The sequence below is a fragment of the Bacillus luti genome, from assembly GCF_001884105.1.
In the GTDB taxonomy this organism is placed as follows: domain Bacteria; phylum Bacillota; class Bacilli; order Bacillales; family Bacillaceae_G; genus Bacillus_A; species Bacillus_A luti.
On the sequence record NZ_MACI01000095.1, the window covers coordinates 138,756 to 157,337 of the forward strand.

Here is an 18,582-nt window from a genome sequence, read left to right on the forward strand (position 1 = left end):
GAGTTTTTGTGTATAAAAGATTGATGGTGTATTTAAAAAACGTCATAATCGTGTTCTTTGGAAAAGCTATGAATTGAATTTCATTTTTTTGCTTAAAAGAAATGCAGGTTGGTAATACTAGAATTCGAGTGTGAATAAAGAAAGTTTTACATTGTTCGCATTTTCGACTTGATTGTAATATTTCAGTATGATATAGTAAGCAGTGGTGTCAGTACAAAGTACACACGTTTACTGATTTAAGTGTTGGTGCTACGTTTGTAGTTTCGCTTAGAGATGAAGTAAACGGAGGATATCAAAAACCATTTAGGAGGAACTATATTATGTCAGTAATTTCTATGAAGCAATTGCTTGAAGCTGGTGTTCATTTCGGACATCAAACTCGTCGTTGGAACCCAAAAATGAAGCGTTACATTTTCACAGAGCGTAACGGTATCTACATCATCGACTTACAAAAAACTGTGAAAAAAGTTGAGGAAGCTTACAGAACGATGCGTGACATCGCTGCTGAAGGTGGAGACATCTTATTCGTAGGTACTAAAAAACAAGCACAAGAAGCTATTAAAGAAGAAGCAACTCGTGCTGGTATGTACTTCGTTAACCAACGTTGGTTAGGTGGAACTTTAACAAACTTCCAAACAATCCAAAAGCGTATCAAGCGTCTTAAAGACATCGAAAGAATGCAAGAAGATGGTACTTTCGAAGTACTACCTAAGAAAGAAGTTGTTCAACTTAAAAAAGAGTTAGAGCGTCTTGAGAAATTCTTAGGCGGTATTAAAGATATGAAAGGTCTTCCAAGTGCATTATTCGTAGTAGACCCTCGTAAAGAGCGTATTGCAGTTGCTGAAGCACGCAAATTACACATTCCAATCATCGGTATCGTTGATACAAACTGTGATCCAGACGAAATCGATCACGTTATCCCAGCAAACGATGATGCAATTCGTGCTGTAAAACTTCTTACATCTAAAATGGCAGACGCGATCCTTGAAGCAAAACAAGGTGAAGAAACTGTTACTGCGTAACAAATTTGGAAAGGTGATAAGGGGTTCGGCCTTTTATCACCTTTTTTAAGGTATAAACACCTTTATAAAAGGTATAAATACATATTTTAGGAGGATGAAAAGTATGGCAATCACTGCACAAATGGTAAAAGAATTACGTGAAAAAACTGGCGCAGGTATGATGGACTGCAAAAAAGCTTTAACAGAAACTAATGGCGACATGGAGAAGGCAATTGACTTCTTACGTGAAAAAGGTATTGCGAAAGCTGCTAAAAAAGCAGACCGCATTGCTGCTGAAGGTTTAACTTTCATCGAAACAAACGGTAACGACGGTTTAATCTTAGAATTAAACTCAGAAACTGATTTCGTTGCGAAAAACGAAGGTTTCCAAACATTAATTAAAGAATTAGCTGCTCACCTATTAACTAACAAACCAGCTAACGTTGAAGAAGCTATGGCTCAAACAATGGAAAATGGTAAAAAAGTTGAAGAGCACATCAATGAAGCAATCGCTAAAATTGGTGAAAAACTTACACTTCGTCGTTTCGAAATCGTAACAAAAACTGATGCAGATGCATTCGGTGCTTACCTACATATGGGTGGACGCATTGGTGTTCTAACAGTTCTTGAAGGTTCTACTGATGAAGCAGCTGCTAAAGATGTTGCAATGCACATCGCTGCAGTTAACCCTAAATACATCGACCGCGATGCTGTAACAGCTGAAGAAGTTGAGCATGAGCGTCAAGTATTAACACAACAAGCATTAAACGAAGGCAAGCCTGAAAAAATCGTTGCAAAAATGGTTGAAGGCCGTCTAGGCAAATTCTTCGAAGAGATTTGCTTACTTGACCAAGCATTCGTTAAAAACCCTGATATGAAAGTTCGTCAGTTCGTTGAGTCTAAAGGCGGAACATTAAAAGGATTCGTTCGCTACGCTGTTGGTGAAGGTATCGAAAAACGCGAAGACAACTTTGCTGAAGAAGTAATGAACCAAGTAAAAGGTAGCAACTAATACAGATTAGGGAACACTTTGTGTTCCCTTTTTTAAAATAAAGATGTAAGCAATTGGAGGTTCATTATGAGTAAACCGAAATATAATCGTGTCGTTTTAAAGCTAAGCGGAGAAGCTTTAGCTGGCGAACAAGGATTTGGAATTAACCCAGCTGTTATTAAATCAGTTGCGGAACAAGTGAAAGAAATTGCAGAACTTGATGTAGAGGTTGCTGTTGTTGTTGGTGGCGGGAACATTTGGCGTGGAAAAATTGGAAGTGAAATGGGCATGGATCGTGCAGGAGCAGATTACATGGGCATGTTAGCTACAGTTATGAATTCGTTAGCACTTCAAGATAGCTTGGAGAATATCGGAATCCAAACTCGCGTACAAACTTCAATTGAAATGCGTCAAGTGGCAGAACCTTACATTCGTCGTAAAGCAGTTCGTCACTTAGAGAAGAAACGTGTTGTAATCTTTGCAGCAGGTACAGGTAATCCTTACTTCTCTACAGATACAACGGCAGCATTACGCGCAGCTGAAATCGAAGCTGATGTTATCTTAATGGCGAAAAATAATGTGGATGGCGTATATAGTGCAGATCCATCTATTGATCCGACAGCTACGAAGTACGAAACACTTACTTACCTAGATGTGTTAAAAGAAGGTTTAGGAGTAATGGATTCTACGGCTTCTTCTTTATGTATGGATAATGATATTCCATTAATTGTATTCTCGGTTATGGAAAAAGGTAATATTAAACGTGCCGTTTTAGGCGAAAATATCGGAACAGTTGTAAGGGGGAAATAAATATGGGACAACAAGTATTGAAGTCTTCAAATGAAAAAATGGAAAAAGCAGTTGCTGCTTATTCTCGTGAATTAGCAACAGTTCGTGCTGGCCGTGCAAGCGCGTCTGTATTAGATAAAGTACAAGTTGATTACTATGGTGCACCAACACCTGTTGTGCAATTAGCGAACATTACAGTTCCAGAAGCACGTTTACTAGTAATTCAACCTTATGATAAAACTTCTATCGGTGATATCGAAAAAGCAATTTTAAAAGCAGATTTAGGCTTAAACCCTTCTAATGATGGAACTGTAATTCGTATTGCATTCCCTGCATTAACAGAAGAGCGTCGTCGTGATCTTGTAAAAGTTGTCAAAAAATATGCTGAAGAAGCAAAAGTTGCTGTTCGTAACGTACGTCGTGACGGTAACGATGATCTTAAGAAGCTTGAAAAAGCTGGCGAGATTACAGAAGATGATTTAAGAGGATATACTGAAGATATCCAAAAAGAAACAGATAAATATATTGCAAAAGTTGACGAAATCGCAAAAAACAAAGAAAAAGAAATCATGGAAGTGTAATAGCGATACCTTCGCAAATATGACCCTCTTCTTAAGGGGGTCTTTTTACACTTTTAGGCATACGTCTGCTTGCTGGAGGGTATGAATGATGTTTAAAAACTTTCCTTTTTTTAAAGGTAAAAAGGACACATCGTTTGATCATCTCGTTGAAGAAGTGAAAAAAGGATACATCCCAGAACATATTGCTATCATTATGGATGGTAATGGAAGATGGGCGAAGAGGAGAGCAATGCCTCGTATTGCGGGACATCATGAAGGTATGCAAGTTGTAAAGAAAATTACAAAATTTGCAAGTAAACTTAATGTGAAAGTATTAACTCTCTATGCTTTTTCAACTGAGAACTGGAAAAGACCGAAAAAGGAAGTTGATTATTTAATGAAGCTTCCGGAAGAATTTTTAGGTACATTTTTACCAGAATTGATTGAAGAGAACGTACAAGTCCGAGTAATAGGGCAACAAGATCGTCTTCCTACGCATACACGCAGAGCGATGGAAAAAGCCATGGAAGATACGAAAGAGAATACGGGATTAATTCTTAATTTCGCGTTAAACTATGGAAGTCGAGATGAAATCGTTTCTGCTGTGCAACATATGATGAAAGATAGTGAGGAAGGAAAAGTTCGTGTTGAAGATGTAAGTGAAGAAATGCTTTCTTCCTACTTAATGACGAGTTCTTTACCTGACCCAGAGTTGTTAATCCGTACGAGCGGAGAGCTACGTATTAGTAATTTCATGTTATGGCAAATTGCATATTCGGAATTTTGGTTTACAGATGTGTATTGGCCAGATTTTACCGAGGAACATTTGCTAAATGCGATTACAGACTTTCAACATAGAGGGCGCAGATTCGGAGGCGTGTAGAAAGAGAGGGTTTGGTAGTGAAACAGAGAATTATTACTGGAGTGGTTGCTGCCGCGCTATTCATTCCCATCGTAATTTACGGTGGCGTGCCTTTTACGGTTTTAGTGTATGCACTTGCTTCTATAGGTTTATATGAATTAATTCGTATGAATAAGCTTACGCTTATTTCAGTACCAACAGTTTTAGCTGCAGTATTATTATGGATTATTTTAATTCCAAGTAGTGCATCAGAACTGTTTACATGGATTGGATTAGGTAAATTAGAAATCACATTTGTGATTGTTTTATTACTTTTATCATATACAGTCCTTTCCAAGAATACATTTACTTTTGACAATGCTTCATTTTTACTAATGGCAACAACATATGTTGCAATGGGATTCTTATATTTAAATGAAACGAGAATATTAGGAATTAAATATGTGTTTTGCGCATTATTTGTTATATGGGCTACTGATTCAGGCGCATATTTCGTAGGTAAAGCGTTAGGGAAAAGAAAATTATGGCCAGAAATTAGTCCAAATAAAACGATTGAAGGTTCATTAGGTGGCATCGTTTGTGGAATTGTTGTGGCACTTGTTTACAATATGTTCTTCCCAGTTGAGGCTAATATAGGGATTTTAATTGTGTTGACAATTATCATTTCTATTTTTGGACAAATTGGTGATTTAGTACAATCTGCTTTTAAACGTCATTATGGCGTAAAAGATTCAGGTACAATTTTACCAGGACATGGTGGTATATTAGATCGAACAGATAGTTGGTTATTCGTTTTACCAATTCTCTACTTCTTATTACAATACAATTAATAAATGAACGAGGGGTTGGAGTCATGAAAAACATTAGTTTATTAGGTGCAAGCGGATCAATTGGTACACAAACTTTAGATGTATTACGCTCGCACCCAGACCAATTCCGTCTCGTTGCTTTTTCTGTAGGGAAAAATATTGACTACGCAGTAAAGGTCATTCAAGAATTTTCTCCGCAAATTGTCTCTGTGCAAAGAGAGGAAGATGTTTTAAAATTACAAGCTGTCTCTGGTAATACAAAAATTGTATATGGTAGTGAAGGACTTTTAGAAGTAGCACTACATCCAGATGCGGAGATAGTAGTAAATGCTGTTGTAGGTAGTGTAGGGTTGTTACCAACACTTCGTGCAATTGAGGCAAAAAAAACAATTGGAATTGCAAACAAAGAAACGTTAGTAACTGCAGGGCATCTTGTAATGGAAGCAGCGCGAAAACATAATGTTTCGTTACTTCCAGTAGACAGTGAACATTCAGCTATTTTTCAATGCTTGAATGGTGAAAATGAAAAAAGAATTTCTCGACTAATTATAACGGCTTCTGGTGGAAGTTTCCGTGATAAAACGAGAGATGAATTGCATCATGTGACCGTAGAAGATGCGCTTCGACATCCAAACTGGTCAATGGGTTCGAAAATTACAATTGATTCTGCTACAATGATGAATAAGGGACTAGAAGTAATTGAAGCACATTGGCTTTTTGGTATCCCGTATGAGCAAATCGATGTTGTTTTACATAAAGAAAGTATTATTCATTCTATGGTTGAATTTGAAGATCGTAGTGTAATGGCACAGCTTGGCTCACCTGATATGCGAGTACCAATTCAATACGCACTTACATATCCTGATCGATTACCTCTTTCAGATACAAAGCAGTTAAATTTATGGGAAATGGGAACATTGCATTTTGAGAAAATGAATCAAGAACGTTTCCGTTGCCTACGTTTTGCGTATGAAGCTGGAAAAACAGGTGGAAGTATGCCAGCTGTAATGAATGCAGCGAATGAAGTAGCTGTTGAAGCTTTTTTACAAAAGAGAATTGGTTTCTTAACAGTGGAAGACCTCATTGAAAAAGCAATGAACCATCACAATGTCATTGCACGTCCGAGCTTAGAGGAAATTCTGGAAATTGATGCAGCCACAAGACGGTTTGTGATGGAACAAATTTAGCAAAGGTGGTATGGAATTGAATACAGCGATTGCCTTTATATTAATTTTCGGTGCACTCGTATTTTTCCATGAGCTAGGGCATCTATATTTCGCAAAAAGAGCAGGTATTTTATGCCGTGAGTTTGCGATTGGTTTTGGTCCGAAAATATTCTCATTTGAAAAGAATGAAACGGTGTATACGATTCGATTACTGCCCCTTGGTGGCTATGTAAGAATGGCTGGCGAGGATGCAGATACAGTTGAGTTAAAGCCTGGGAAAAAGGTTGGCCTTGTATTAAATGAAAAAGACGAAGTTGTAAAATTAGTTTTTGATGGATATGAAAAGTATCCAAATGTTCGCGTTATTGAAGTGGAACAAGCTGAGTTAGAACATAATTTAACAATTTCGGGCTATGAAGAATACGAGGAGGAGCTTCAAACATTCCGAGTGAATGAAAAGGCTCGTATCATTACTGCTGGGGAAGAAATTCAAATTGCTCCGTACAATAGGCAGTTTGGCTCTAAGAAATTAGGTCAACGCGCTTTAACAATCTTTGCGGGTCCTGCAATGAACTTCATTTTAGCATTTGTTATTTTTGTGATTCTTGGATTTGTACAAGGGGTTCCCGTTGACAAACCAATGGTTGGAAAAGTGATGGAGAATAGTGCTGCAGAGCAAGCTGGATTAAAAGAAAACGATACAATTCAAGCAATTAATGGGAAAAACACAAGTACATGGAAAGATGTTGTTACCATTGTACGTGAAAACCCGAATAAAGAAATTACGTTACAAGTAAAACGTGATAGTGAACAGTTTAATGTGAAAGTAACGCCAACACTTGATAAAGAAGGTAAAGAAGAAGTTGGTAGAATTGGTGTTTACTCTCCTGTAGAGAAAACAGTGATGGGTTCTATTAAATCAGGTTTTGAACAAACTTATCAGTGGACGAAACTAATTTTTGAGTCTCTTGTGAAATTAGTAACTGGTCAATTCTCTATTAATGAGTTGTCAGGTCCAGTAGGAATTTATAATCTAACAGATCAAGTTGTAGATTATGGATTTACACGTGTATTAAGTTTAGCGGCAGTTTTAAGCATTAACCTTGGTTTATTTAATTTACTACCAGTTCCTGCTTTAGACGGTGGACGTTTGTTCTTCTTCTTAATTGAAGCATTACGAGGGAAACCAATTGACCGTCAAAAAGAAGGAATGGTTCACTTTATTGGCTTTGCATTATTAATGTTACTTATGTTAGTTGTAACATGGAATGACATTCGTAAGTTTTTCTTGTAAAATAAAGTGAAACTTATAATGAAATAGAGCTCGTAGAATAAAATCCCTCACCTAACTCGAGGTGAGGGGTTTTACTGCGTGTAAGAGTAAAATGAAGAGGTGCGAATAAATGAAACAAAGTATGGTATTCAGTCCTACATTACGTGAAGTTCCAGCTGATGCTGAAATTAAAAGTCATCAATTATTACTTCGCGCAGGTTTTATGCGTCAAAATGCTTCTGGTATTTATAGTTTTCTACCATTCGGTTTAAAAGTACTGCATAAGGTAGAACGTATCGTTCGAGAAGAAATGGAACGTGCAGGAGCTGTAGAGTTATTAATGCCGGCTATGCAAGCAGCAGAACTATGGCAAGAATCAGGTCGTTGGTATTCTTACGGATCTGAATTAATGCGTATGAAAGATCGTAATGCTCGTGAATTTGCATTAGGAGCTACACACGAGGAAGTAATTACTGATCTTGTACGTGATGAAGTAAAATCATATAAAAAATTGCCGTTAACATTATATCAAATTCAAACGAAGTTCCGTGATGAACAAAGACCTCGTTTCGGTTTATTACGTGGAAGAGAGTTTCTAATGAAAGATGCATACTCTTTCCATGCTACACAAGAGAGCTTAGATGAAGTATACGATCGTTTATACAAAGCGTACTCTAATATTTTTGCTCGTTGTGGTTTGAATTTCCGTGCAGTCATTGCTGATTCTGGAGCAATGGGCGGAAAAGATACACATGAATTTATGGTATTATCTGAAGTCGGTGAAGATACTATTGCATACTCTGATACATCTAATTATGCAGCGAACATCGAAATGGCTCCAGTTGTAGCTACGTATACGAAGAGTGACGAAGCAGAAAAAGCACTTGAAAAAGTAGCAACACCAGACCAAAAAGCAATTGAAGAAGTATCTGCATTCTTAAACATTGAAGCTGACAAGTGTATTAAGTCTATGGTATTTAAAGTAGATGAGAAATTAGTAGTGGTACTTGTTCGTGGTGATCATGAAGTAAACGATGTAAAAGTGAAAAATGTATACGGTGCTTCAGTTGTTGAGCTTGCCTCTCATGAAGAAGTAAAACAACTATTAAATTGTGAAGTTGGTTCATTAGGACCGATTGGTGTAACAGGTGATATCGAAATTATCGCTGACCATGCTGTAGCATCAATTGTCAACGGATGCTCAGGAGCGAACGAAGAAGGATTCCATTATGTAAATGTAAATCCAGAACGTGACTTTAAAGTAAGTCAATATACAGATTTACGCTTCATTCAAGAAGGAGACCAATCTCCAGACGGAAACGGAACAATTCTTTTCGCACGCGGAATTGAAGTTGGTCATGTATTCAAATTAGGAACTCGTTATAGTGAAGCAATGAACGCAACGTTCCTAGATGAAAACGGGAAAACACAACCACTTATTATGGGTTGTTACGGTATCGGTGTATCTCGTACAGTGGCAGCAATTGCAGAGCAGTTTAATGATGAGAGCGGTTTAGTTTGGCCTAAAGCTGTCGCGCCGTTCCATGTGCATGTAATTCCAGTGAACATGAAATCTGATGCACAACGTGAAATGGGTGAAAGTATATACAGCTCATTACAAGAGCAAGGTTATGAAGTATTATTAGATGACCGTGCAGAACGTGCAGGTGTTAAATTTGCAGATGCAGATTTATTCGGCCTTCCAGTTCGTGTTACAGTTGGTAAAAAAGCAGACGAAGGTATTGTAGAAGTGAAAGTACGTGCTACAGGCGAGTCTGAAGAAGTGAAAGTAGAAGAACTTCAAACATATATTGCTAATATTTTAAAATAAGAAGAGGTACCTCGTAATGAGGTACCTTCTCTTTCTTTGTAAACGTATTTTGTAAAAGAAGAAGGTAGAAATCTTTCTTTGTAGTACGTTTCAATTTATAATAGCAAATGGAAGGAGAGTGCTTATGTCTTTAACAAATGAACAACAAGAGCGATTTCAAATTTTGCTCCAGCAGTTGCAAATACCAGAAGACCTTATAAATCAATATTTACATGGCGGTGGTATTGAAAAGCTAGTTATCGATAAAGCAAATAAAAGTTGGCATTTTGACTTACAAGTGCCACGTATTTTGCCAACAGAATTATATGAATTGCTAGAAACAAAGCTTAAGCAATCATTTTCTCATATTGCAAGAACAACATTTGCATTAGAAACAGAGAATAAACAATTTACAGAAGAAGAAGTGAGGGCGTATTGGCCACTTTGTACGGAACGAATTACATTTTCACCTATGTTTGCGTACTTAAAAAAACAACTTCCACAAGTGAATGGCGTGAAGTTGCTAATAAATGTGAATAATGAGCTAGAATCTACTGCTCTAAAGAAAAACGTTGCGAAACCAGTAGGTGAACAATATGAAGCTTTTGGATTTCCACGTTTTCAGTTAGACACACATATAAAACAAAATGTAGAAGAAATGCAAAAGTTTCGTGAGCAAACGCAGCAAGAAGACCGCGAGCGTGTTATACAAGCTATGGAAGAAATGGCGAAGAAGCAAGCTGAAGAAAGCAGCGTTGTGCATGAAGGACCGATTACACTCGGGTATCTGATTAAGCCAGATGAAGAGATTACACCGATGCGAGAAATTCAAGATGAAGAAAGAAGAAAAACGGTTCAAGGATATGTCTTCCATGTGGAAACAAAAGAGCTTCGTAGTGGACGTACGTTATTAACGTTAAAAATAACGGATTATACAGATTCTATTATGATCAAAATGTTCTCACGTGATAAAGAAGATATTCCAATGCTACAATCCTTGAAAAAAGGAATGTGGGTGAAGGCTCGTGGTTCTGTCCAAAATGATACATTCGTTCGAGATCTAGTAATGATTGCAAATGATATTAATGAAATAACAGGACCGTCTCGTAAAGATAAAGCGCCAGAAGGCGAAAAACGTGTAGAGCTGCACCTTCATACTCCAATGAGTCAAATGGATGCTGTTACGCCTGTCTCTAAGCTTGTTGCCCAAGCAGGGAAATGGGGGCATGAGGCTATTGCGGTTACAGACCATGCTGTTGCTCAGTCTTTCCCGGAAGCATACTCTGCGGGTAAAAAGGCTGGGGTTAAAGTTATATACGGTGTAGAGGCAAATTTAGTTAATGATGGTGTACCGATAGCATATAACGAAGCGCATCGTTTACTGGCAGAGGAAACGTATGTTGTTTTTGACGTTGAGACGACAGGGTTATCAGCTGTGTACGATACAGTTATTGAGTTGGCGGCTGTAAAAGTAAAAGGTGGCGAAATTATTGACCGCTTTGAATCTTTCGCAAATCCACATCAACCACTATCGGCGACGATTATTGAATTAACAGGTATAACAGATGATATGTTAACAGATGCTCCAGAAGTGGATGAAGTGTTTAAAAAGTTTGAGGAATGGATGGGCGACCATACACTTGTTGCTCATAACGCAAGCTTCGATATGGGCTTCATTAACGTAGGATTTAAAAAGGCGGGGCTAGAAAAAACGAATAACCCAGTTATTGATACGTTAGAACTTGCACGATTCTTATTCCCAGAAATGAAAAATCATCGATTAAATACGATGTGTAAAAAGCTTGATATTGAATTAACGCAACATCACCGTGCGATTTATGATACTGAAGCAACGGGATATTTACTTGTGAAAATGTTAAAAGATGTGATTGAAAAAGGTTTTGAATATCACGATCAATTAAATGATAGCATGGGACAAGGGGATGCATATAAACGTGGACGTCCAAGTCATATGACATTACTTGCTACATCAGACGTTGGATTGAAAAATTTATACAAACTTGTTTCTTATTCTCATCTGAATTACTTTTACCGTGTACCACGTGTACCAAGGTCACTATTAAAAAAATACCGTGAAGGAATTTTAGTAGGAACAGCTTGCGATAAAGGTGAAGTGTTTGAGGCAATGATGCAAAAAGCTCCAGAAGAGGTAGAAGAAATTGCGCAGTTCTATGATTACATTGAGGTAATGCCTCCAGAGGTGTTACGTCATTTAGTAGAACGTGAGCTTGTTCGAGATGAGGGGCAATTAAAAACAATTATTTCTAACTTAGTAAAACTAGGTGAGACGTTAGATAAACCAGTTGTCGCTACAGGAAACGTGCATTATTTAGATCAAGAGGATGCAATGTATCGCAAAATTTTAGTCAGCTCGCAGGGTGGAGCTAATCCATTAAATCGACATTCGTTACCGCCTGTACATTTCCGTACAACAGATGAAATGTTAGAGTGTTTCTCATTCTTAGGTGAAGATACAGCGAAAGAAATTGTTGTCACGAATACACAAAAAATTGCATCATTAATTGGCGATGTTCATCCAGTAAAAGATGATCTATACACACCGAAAATTGAAGGTGCAGATGATGAAACGCGTGATATGAGTTATGAAATGGCGCGTAGCATTTATGGTGAAGAGCTACCTGAAATTGTAGAAGCGCGTTTAGAAAAAGAATTGAAAAGTATTATTGGACACGGATTCGCCGTAATTTATTTAATTTCACATAAGCTTGTGAAAAAATCGTTAGTAGACGGATATTTAGTAGGTTCGCGTGGATCGGTAGGTTCATCATTCGTAGCAACGATGATGGAAATTACAGAGGTAAACCCATTACCACCACATTATGTATGTCCGAAGTGTAAGCAATCCGAATTCTTTAATGATGGTTCTGTAGGTTCTGGTTTTGACTTGCCAGATAAAAGTTGTCCAACATGTAATGTTCCTTATGTAAAAGATGGACATGACATTCCGTTCGAAACGTTCCTAGGATTTAAAGGAGATAAGGTACCCGATATCGATTTGAACTTCTCTGGAGAATACCAACCACGTGCCCATAACTATACGAAAGTACTGTTCGGTGAAGATTATGTATATCGTGCAGGAACGATTGGTACAGTTGCAGAGAAAACGGCTTATGGATATGTAAAAGGTTATGCAAATGATCATAACTTAACGATTCGCAATGCAGAGATTGACCGCTTAGTAGCAGGATGTACCGGTGTAAAACGTACAACCGGACAGCATCCAGGTGGTATTATCGTTGTGCCAGATTACATGGACATCTTTGATTTCTCACCAATACAGTTTCCGGCAGATTCAATAGGGGCTGAGTGGAGAACGACACACTTTGATTTCCACTCGATTCATGATAACTTATTGAAACTTGATATACTAGGACACGATGACCCGACAGTTATTCGTATGTTACAAGATTTAAGTGGTATTGATCCGAAAACAATCCCAACGGACGATCCGGAAGTAATGAAAATTTTCTCTGGCCCAGAATCGTTAGGCGTAACGGAAGAACAAATTAACTGTAAAACAGGTACACTTGGTATACCAGAGTTTGGTACGAAATTCGTAAGACAGATGTTAGAAGAGACAAAACCTACGACATTCTCAGAGTTAGTGCAGATTTCTGGACTATCACATGGTACGGACGTATGGCTCGGTAATGCAAACGAGTTAATTTATAACGGTACATGTACGCTGAGTGAAGTTATTGGTTGTCGTGATGACATCATGGTATATTTAATCTATCAAGGTTTAGACCCATCATTAGCTTTCAAAATCATGGAGTCGGTACGTAAAGGTAAAGGTGTACCAGAAGAATGGGAAGAGGACATGAAAAGTAATAACGTACCAGGTTGGTATATTGATTCATGTAAGAAAATCAAGTACATGTTCCCAAAAGCCCATGCGGCTGCTTACGTACTTATGGCTGTACGTATTGCATACTTTAAAGTGCATTTCGCGCTTCTATTCTATGCGGCTTACTTTACAGTTCGTGCAGATGACTTTGATGTAGAGGCGATGGCGAAAGGCTCGGCATCTATACGTGTGAGAATTGATGAAATTGCGCAAAAGGGACTCGATGCTGCGCCAAAAGAGAAGAGTTTATTAACAGTACTAGAAATGACACTTGAAATGTGTGAACGTGGATACTCATTCCAAAAGGTTGATTTATACCGCTCACATGCAACAGAATTTATTATTGATGGCGACTCATTAATTCCTCCATTTAATGCAGTGCCTGGTCTAGGTACGAACGCTGCTTTAAGTATTGTAGAAGCACGTAAAAATGGCGACTTCTTATCAAAAGAAGACTTACAGCAACGCAGTAAGGTTTCGAAAACGATAATTGAGTATTTAGATAGTCAAGGTTGCTTAGGAGATTTGCCGGATCAAAACCAGTTATCACTGTTCTAATAGGTAGGAAAAGTCTTTGCAAATCAACATTTGCTATGGTATACTATTAACCGAGATAACCATGTCATGTATATTGTGTGAAAAAAAGAGTGGGGAAACCCACTCTTTCGTGTTACTATCTACGTTTTATTGATGTAGAGAGGTAAGAAATTTCTGTCGTATATACATATTTTGTTACAAGTTTTACTTCTTAAATTTGGTAATACTAAGACAGATATTCCCTGCTTAACGGCAGGGGCTTTTGTTAGCTAACGAGAAAGAATAAGATAGACCGTTCTATGGACGGAGTCTTTTCTTGTAAATGGTACATGGCGGCAGGAAGGAGGCTGTTTATGGATAAGAAAGTCACAGAAGTTGTAGAAGCATTTGCGCAGCCGATCGTTGAAGAGTTAAATCTTGAACTTGTAGATGTAGAGTATGTGAAAGAAGGACAAGACTGGTTCTTACGCGTATTCATCGATTCTGAAAAGGGAGTCGACATTGAAGAATGCGGTGCGGTAAGTGAACGTTTAAGCGAAGCTTTAGATAAAGAGGATCCAATTCCTCATCTTTACTTTTTGGATGTATCATCTCCTGGAGCGGAACGCCCATTAAAGAAAGAGAAAGACTTCCAGCAAGCGGTAGGAAAACAAGTGGCAATTAAAACATATGAGCCGATTGACGGTGAAAAAATGTTTGAAGGCAAACTGCTTTCTTACGATGGTACAACAATAACATTATTATTAACAATTAAAACACGTAAAAAAGAAATCCAAATTCCAATGGATAAAGTTGCAAATGCGCGACTTGCTGTTACGTTTTAGTTAGAAGGGGGATCTTCATGAGCACTGAGTTGTTAGATGCCTTGCTCGTATTAGAGTCAGAAAAAGGAATTAGCAAAGATATTATTATTGATGCGATTGAAGCAGCGTTAATCTCTGCTTATAAGCGCAATTTTAATCAAGCACAAAACGTTCGTGTGAGCTTTAACCCAGAAGTGGGAACAATTCAAGTTTTAGCACGTAAAGACGTAGTAGATAATGTGTTTGATCCACGTCTTGAAATTTCTGTAGAGGAAGCAAGACAAATTAATCCAAACTACCAAGATGGTGACGTACTAGAAATCGAAGTAACACCAAAAGATTTCGGTCGTATTGCAGCACAAACTGCTAAACAAGTTGTAACACAAAGAGTGCGTGAAGCAGAGCGCGGTGTTATTTACTCTGAGTTTAGTGACCGTGAAGAAGATATTATGGTTGGTATTGTACAACGTCAAGATGCTCGTTTCATCTATGTAAGCTTAGGGAAAGTAGAAGCTTTATTACCTGTAAGTGAGCAAATGCCTAATGAGCAATACAAACCACATGATCGTATTCGCGTATTCATTACGAAAGTAGAAAAAACAACAAAAGGACCACAAATTTACGTATCACGTACACATCCTGGTCTTTTAAAACGTTTATTCGAAATGGAAGTTCCTGAAATTTATGATGGAACGGTAGAGATTCGTTCTGTAGCACGTGAAGCTGGCGATCGTTCTAAAATCTCTGTATATGCAGAGAACATTGACGTGGATCCAGTAGGTTCTTGTGTAGGACCGAAAGGACAACGTGTACAACGCATTGTAGACGAATTAAAAGGTGAAAAAATTGACATCGTTCGCTGGTCAAATGATCCAGTTGAATATGTTGCAAATGCTTTAAGCCCATCACAAGTTGTTAAAGTGCTTGTAGATGAAGAAGAAAAAGCGACAACTGTTGTTGTTCCAGACCACCAGCTATCATTAGCTATCGGTAAGCGTGGACAAAATGCGCGTCTTGCGGCTAAATTAACAGGCTGGAAAATTGATATTAAGAGTGAGTCTGATGCGAAACAACTTGGTATTGTAACAGAAGAAGATAGCGTAATCGCATTCGGATTCGATTCTGTTGAAGACGAAATCGAATAGAGGTGATGAGTATGAGCAATCGAAAAGTTCCGTTACGAAAATGTGTTGCGACGCAAGAAATGAAATCAAAACGAGAGCTCGTTCGCATTGTTCGTTCCAAAGAGGGAGAAGTGTCCATTGATTTAACTGGAAAAAAATCAGGACGAGGTGCATACTTGTCAAAAGATAAAGAAAGCATTCTTCAAGCTCAAAAGAAAAATGTTTTGGAACATCATCTAAAAGCGAAAATCGACGGTTCTCTATACGAAGAGCTTCTTGAGCTTGTTGAGAAGGAGTCGAAATAAGTGTCCGATTGGAAATCGTTTTTAGGACTAGCAAACCGGGCCCGAAAACTTATTTCGGGTGAAGAACTCGTTTTAAAAGAAGTACGAAGTGGCAAAGCAAAGCTTGTATTGCTATCTGAAGATGCGTCAGCAAATACTACAAAACGCATCACGGATAAAACGACGTATTACAACGTACCAATGAGAAAGGTCGAAAATCGACAACAATTAGGGCATGCGATTGGGAGAGATGAGCGAGTCGTTGTAGCTGTGTTAGATGAAGGCTTTGCGAAAAAGCTGCGTAGCATGCTCGATACAAATTACCGGGGGTGAAGGTATGAGTAAAATTCGAGTGCATGAATATGCAAAACAACATAATATCTCAAGTAAAGATCTTATGACAAAACTAAAAGAAATGAATATCGAGGTTTCGAATCATATGACAATGTTAGACGATGAAGTAGTAAACAAATTAGATAATGAATACCAAGCAGAAAAACCTTCTGTTGCAGATGAGTTTGAAGTAGAAGAAAAGGTTGTTCGTAGTAAAAAGAACAGCAACAAGAAAAAGAAAAAAGGTAAAGGTAACGAAGACAAGCGTCAAGATAACTTTGCTGGAAGACAACAAACACAAATAGTAGAAACACCAGATAAAATTACTTTCTCTGGAAGCCTTACAGTAGGTGAGCTTGCTAAAAAATTAAGCAAAGAGCCGTCTGAAATTATTAAGAAACTTTTCATGCTAGGAATTATGGCAACAATTAACCAAGACTTAGATAAAGATACAATTGAGTTAATTGCTACTGATTACGGTATTGAAGTAGAAGAAGAAGTAATTGTAAGTGAGACTGAATTTGAAACATTCATCGATGAGCAAGATGATGAAGAGAACTTAAAAGAACGTCCAGCTGTAGTTACAATCATGGGACACGTTGACCATGGTAAAACAACATTACTTGACTCTATTCGTAACTCAAAAGTGACTGCTGGCGAAGCAGGTGGAATTACTCAGCATATTGGTGCATACCAAGTTGAAGTAAATGATAAGAAGATTACTTTCTTAGATACGCCTGGTCACGCGGCATTTACAACGATGCGTGCTCGTGGTGCGCAAGTAACTGATATTACAATCCTTGTTGTTGCAGCTGATGACGGTGTTATGCCACAAACAGTTGAAGCGATTAGCCATGCGAAAGCAGCTGGAGTACCAATTATTGTAGCTGTGAATAAAATGGATAAACCAGCAGCAAATCCTGATCGCGTAATGCAAGAATTAACAGAATATGAATTAGTTCCAGAAGCATGGGGTGGAGATACAATCTTCGTACCAATCTCTGCGATTCAAGGCGAAGGAATTGACAACTTACTAGAAATGATTCTTCTTGTAAGTGAAGTAGAAGAATATAAAGCAAATCCAAATCGCTATGCGACTGGTACTGTAATTGAAGCACAACTTGATAAAGGTAAAGGAACTATCGCGACATTACTTGTTCAAAACGGTACACTTCGAGTTGGAGACCCAATCGTTGTTGGTACATCATTCGGACGTGTTCGTGCAATGGTAAGTGATATTGGTCGTCGTGTAAAAGTTGCTGGTCCATCAACTCCTGTTGAAATTACAGGTTTAAATGAAGTACCACAGGCTGGAGATCGTTTCATGGCATTCGCTGATGAGAAGAAAGCTCGTCAAATCGGTGAATCACGTGCACAAGAAGCGTTACTTGCACAACGTGGTGAGAAATCTAAATTAAGCCTTGAAGATTTATTCCAACAAATCCAAGAGAGCGATGTAAAAGAAATTAACTTAATTGTAAAAGCAGACGTACAAGGTTCTGTAGAAGCAATGGCAGCATCACTTCGTAAAATTGATGTTGAAGGCGTAAAAGTTAAAATTATTCACACTGGTGTAGGTGCGATTACAGAATCTGATGTTATTTTAGCTTCTGCATCTAATGCAATTGTAATTGGATTTAACGTACGTCCAGATGTGAACGCGAAGCGTACAGCTGAATTAGAGAACGTTGATGTTCGCTTACACCGTATTATCTACAAAGTAATCGAAGAAATTGAATTAGCAATGCAAGGTATGCTTGATCCAGAATTCGAAGAAAAAGTAATCGGTCAAGCGGAAGTTCGTCAAACGTTTAAAGTAACAAAAGTTGGAACAATCGCAGGTTGTTACGTAATAGACGGTAAAATTACACGTGATAGTGGCGTTCGTATTATCCGCGATGGTATAGTAATTTTCGAAGGACAACTTGATACGTTAAAACGTTTCAAAGACGATGTAAAAGAAGTTGCACAAAACTATGAGTGTGGTATTACAATTGAGAGATATAATGATCTTAAAGAAGGGGACATCATTGAAGCGTACATTATGGAAGAAGTGAAGCGATGATTATCGCTTCACTCTCATTCGAGTGTATGATTTACGATGTGCATTCCTTAAAAGAGAAACGAGCAATTTTGCAACGGGTGCTAACTCGTGTGAAGCAGCGTTATAACGTAGCTGTTTCAGAAGTAGGGCATCAAGATGTATGGCAACGTACAGAAATTGCAATTGTTTCTGTATCCTCTAATCGTGTTATTTGTGAAAAAGAAATGAATCGTGTACTTGAGTATATCGATTCATTTCCTGAAATTGAACGTACGATAACACAATTGGAATGGTATTGAATGAGGTG

At 38.0% G+C, this 18,582-nt stretch carries 16 protein-coding genes; all 16 read left to right on the forward strand.

Features of this window, described 5'->3' with window-relative positions; genetic code table 11:
* Positions 1-320 precede the first annotated feature (320 nt).
* The 16 genes from rpsB (at position 321) to BAQ48_RS25560 (ending at position 18,574) form a co-directional block, all read left to right on the forward strand.
* Positions 321-1,022, forward strand: coding sequence for a 30S ribosomal protein S2 (gene rpsB, locus BAQ48_RS25485; RefSeq protein WP_000111485.1), 702 nt, complete (start codon positions 321-323; stop codon positions 1,020-1,022).
* Positions 1,023-1,125: 103 nt separating this feature from the next.
* Positions 1,126-2,013, forward strand: a complete 888-nt coding sequence (tsf, locus tag BAQ48_RS25490) for a translation elongation factor Ts (RefSeq protein WP_001018582.1) — start codon at positions 1,126-1,128, stop codon at positions 2,011-2,013.
* A gap of 66 nt (positions 2,014-2,079) precedes the next feature.
* Positions 2,080-2,802 (forward strand): UMP kinase, encoded by a 723-nt coding sequence (gene pyrH, locus BAQ48_RS25495; protein WP_000042664.1) that lies wholly within the window; start codon positions 2,080-2,082, stop codon positions 2,800-2,802.
* Between the two features lie 2 nt (positions 2,803-2,804).
* Positions 2,805-3,362: a ribosome recycling factor gene (frr, locus tag BAQ48_RS25500; RefSeq protein WP_000531503.1), complete on the forward strand. Its 558-nt coding sequence runs from the start codon at positions 2,805-2,807 to the stop codon at positions 3,360-3,362.
* Positions 3,363-3,447: 85 nt separating this feature from the next.
* Positions 3,448-4,224 (forward strand): isoprenyl transferase, encoded by a 777-nt coding sequence (uppS, locus tag BAQ48_RS25505; RefSeq protein WP_000971299.1) that lies wholly within the window; start codon positions 3,448-3,450, stop codon positions 4,222-4,224.
* A gap of 17 nt (positions 4,225-4,241) precedes the next feature.
* The gene (cdsA, locus tag BAQ48_RS25510; RefSeq protein WP_071713236.1) at positions 4,242-5,033 is read left to right on the forward strand and encodes a phosphatidate cytidylyltransferase; all 792 of its coding nucleotides are present in this window, start codon (positions 4,242-4,244) and stop codon (positions 5,031-5,033) included.
* Between the two features lie 23 nt (positions 5,034-5,056).
* Positions 5,057-6,199, forward strand: a complete 1,143-nt coding sequence (gene dxr / locus BAQ48_RS25515; RefSeq protein WP_000790362.1) for a 1-deoxy-D-xylulose-5-phosphate reductoisomerase — start codon at positions 5,057-5,059, stop codon at positions 6,197-6,199.
* A 16-nt stretch (positions 6,200-6,215) separates the two neighbouring features.
* Positions 6,216-7,472 (forward strand): RIP metalloprotease RseP, encoded by a 1,257-nt coding sequence (gene rseP, locus BAQ48_RS25520; protein ID WP_001090247.1) that lies wholly within the window; start codon positions 6,216-6,218, stop codon positions 7,470-7,472.
* Positions 7,473-7,581: 109 nt separating this feature from the next.
* On the forward strand, positions 7,582-9,282 hold the full coding sequence (locus BAQ48_RS25525; RefSeq protein ID WP_071713237.1) for a proline--tRNA ligase: 1,701 nt from the start codon (positions 7,582-7,584) through the stop codon (positions 9,280-9,282).
* Positions 9,283-9,406: 124 nt separating this feature from the next.
* Positions 9,407-13,708, forward strand: coding sequence for a PolC-type DNA polymerase III (locus BAQ48_RS25530; RefSeq protein ID WP_071713238.1), 4,302 nt, complete (start codon positions 9,407-9,409; stop codon positions 13,706-13,708).
* Positions 13,709-14,040: 332 nt separating this feature from the next.
* Entirely contained in the window at positions 14,041-14,511 is a 471-nt protein-coding gene (rimP, locus tag BAQ48_RS25535; RefSeq protein ID WP_000359095.1) for a ribosome maturation factor RimP, read from the forward strand.
* Positions 14,512-14,528: 17 nt separating this feature from the next.
* The gene (gene nusA / locus BAQ48_RS25540; protein WP_000102601.1) at positions 14,529-15,635 is read left to right on the forward strand and encodes a transcription termination factor NusA; all 1,107 of its coding nucleotides are present in this window, start codon (positions 14,529-14,531) and stop codon (positions 15,633-15,635) included.
* A gap of 11 nt (positions 15,636-15,646) precedes the next feature.
* Entirely contained in the window at positions 15,647-15,919 is a 273-nt protein-coding gene (gene rnpM, locus BAQ48_RS25545) for an RNase P modulator RnpM (protein ID WP_000071127.1), read from the forward strand.
* Positions 15,920-16,231 carry a YlxQ family RNA-binding protein gene (locus BAQ48_RS25550; protein WP_001286528.1) on the forward strand — a complete coding sequence of 104 codons (312 nt, stop codon included), beginning with the start codon at positions 15,920-15,922 and terminating at the stop codon, positions 16,229-16,231.
* A gap of 4 nt (positions 16,232-16,235) precedes the next feature.
* On the forward strand, positions 16,236-18,296 hold the full coding sequence (gene infB, locus BAQ48_RS25555; protein ID WP_000036351.1) for a translation initiation factor IF-2: 2,061 nt from the start codon (positions 16,236-16,238) through the stop codon (positions 18,294-18,296).
* Positions 18,293-18,574 carry a DUF503 domain-containing protein gene (locus tag BAQ48_RS25560; RefSeq protein WP_000582364.1) on the forward strand — a complete coding sequence of 94 codons (282 nt, stop codon included), beginning with the start codon at positions 18,293-18,295 and terminating at the stop codon, positions 18,572-18,574. The genes infB and BAQ48_RS25560 overlap by 4 nt, the downstream gene beginning before the upstream one ends.
* Positions 18,575-18,582: the final 8 nt, after the last annotated feature.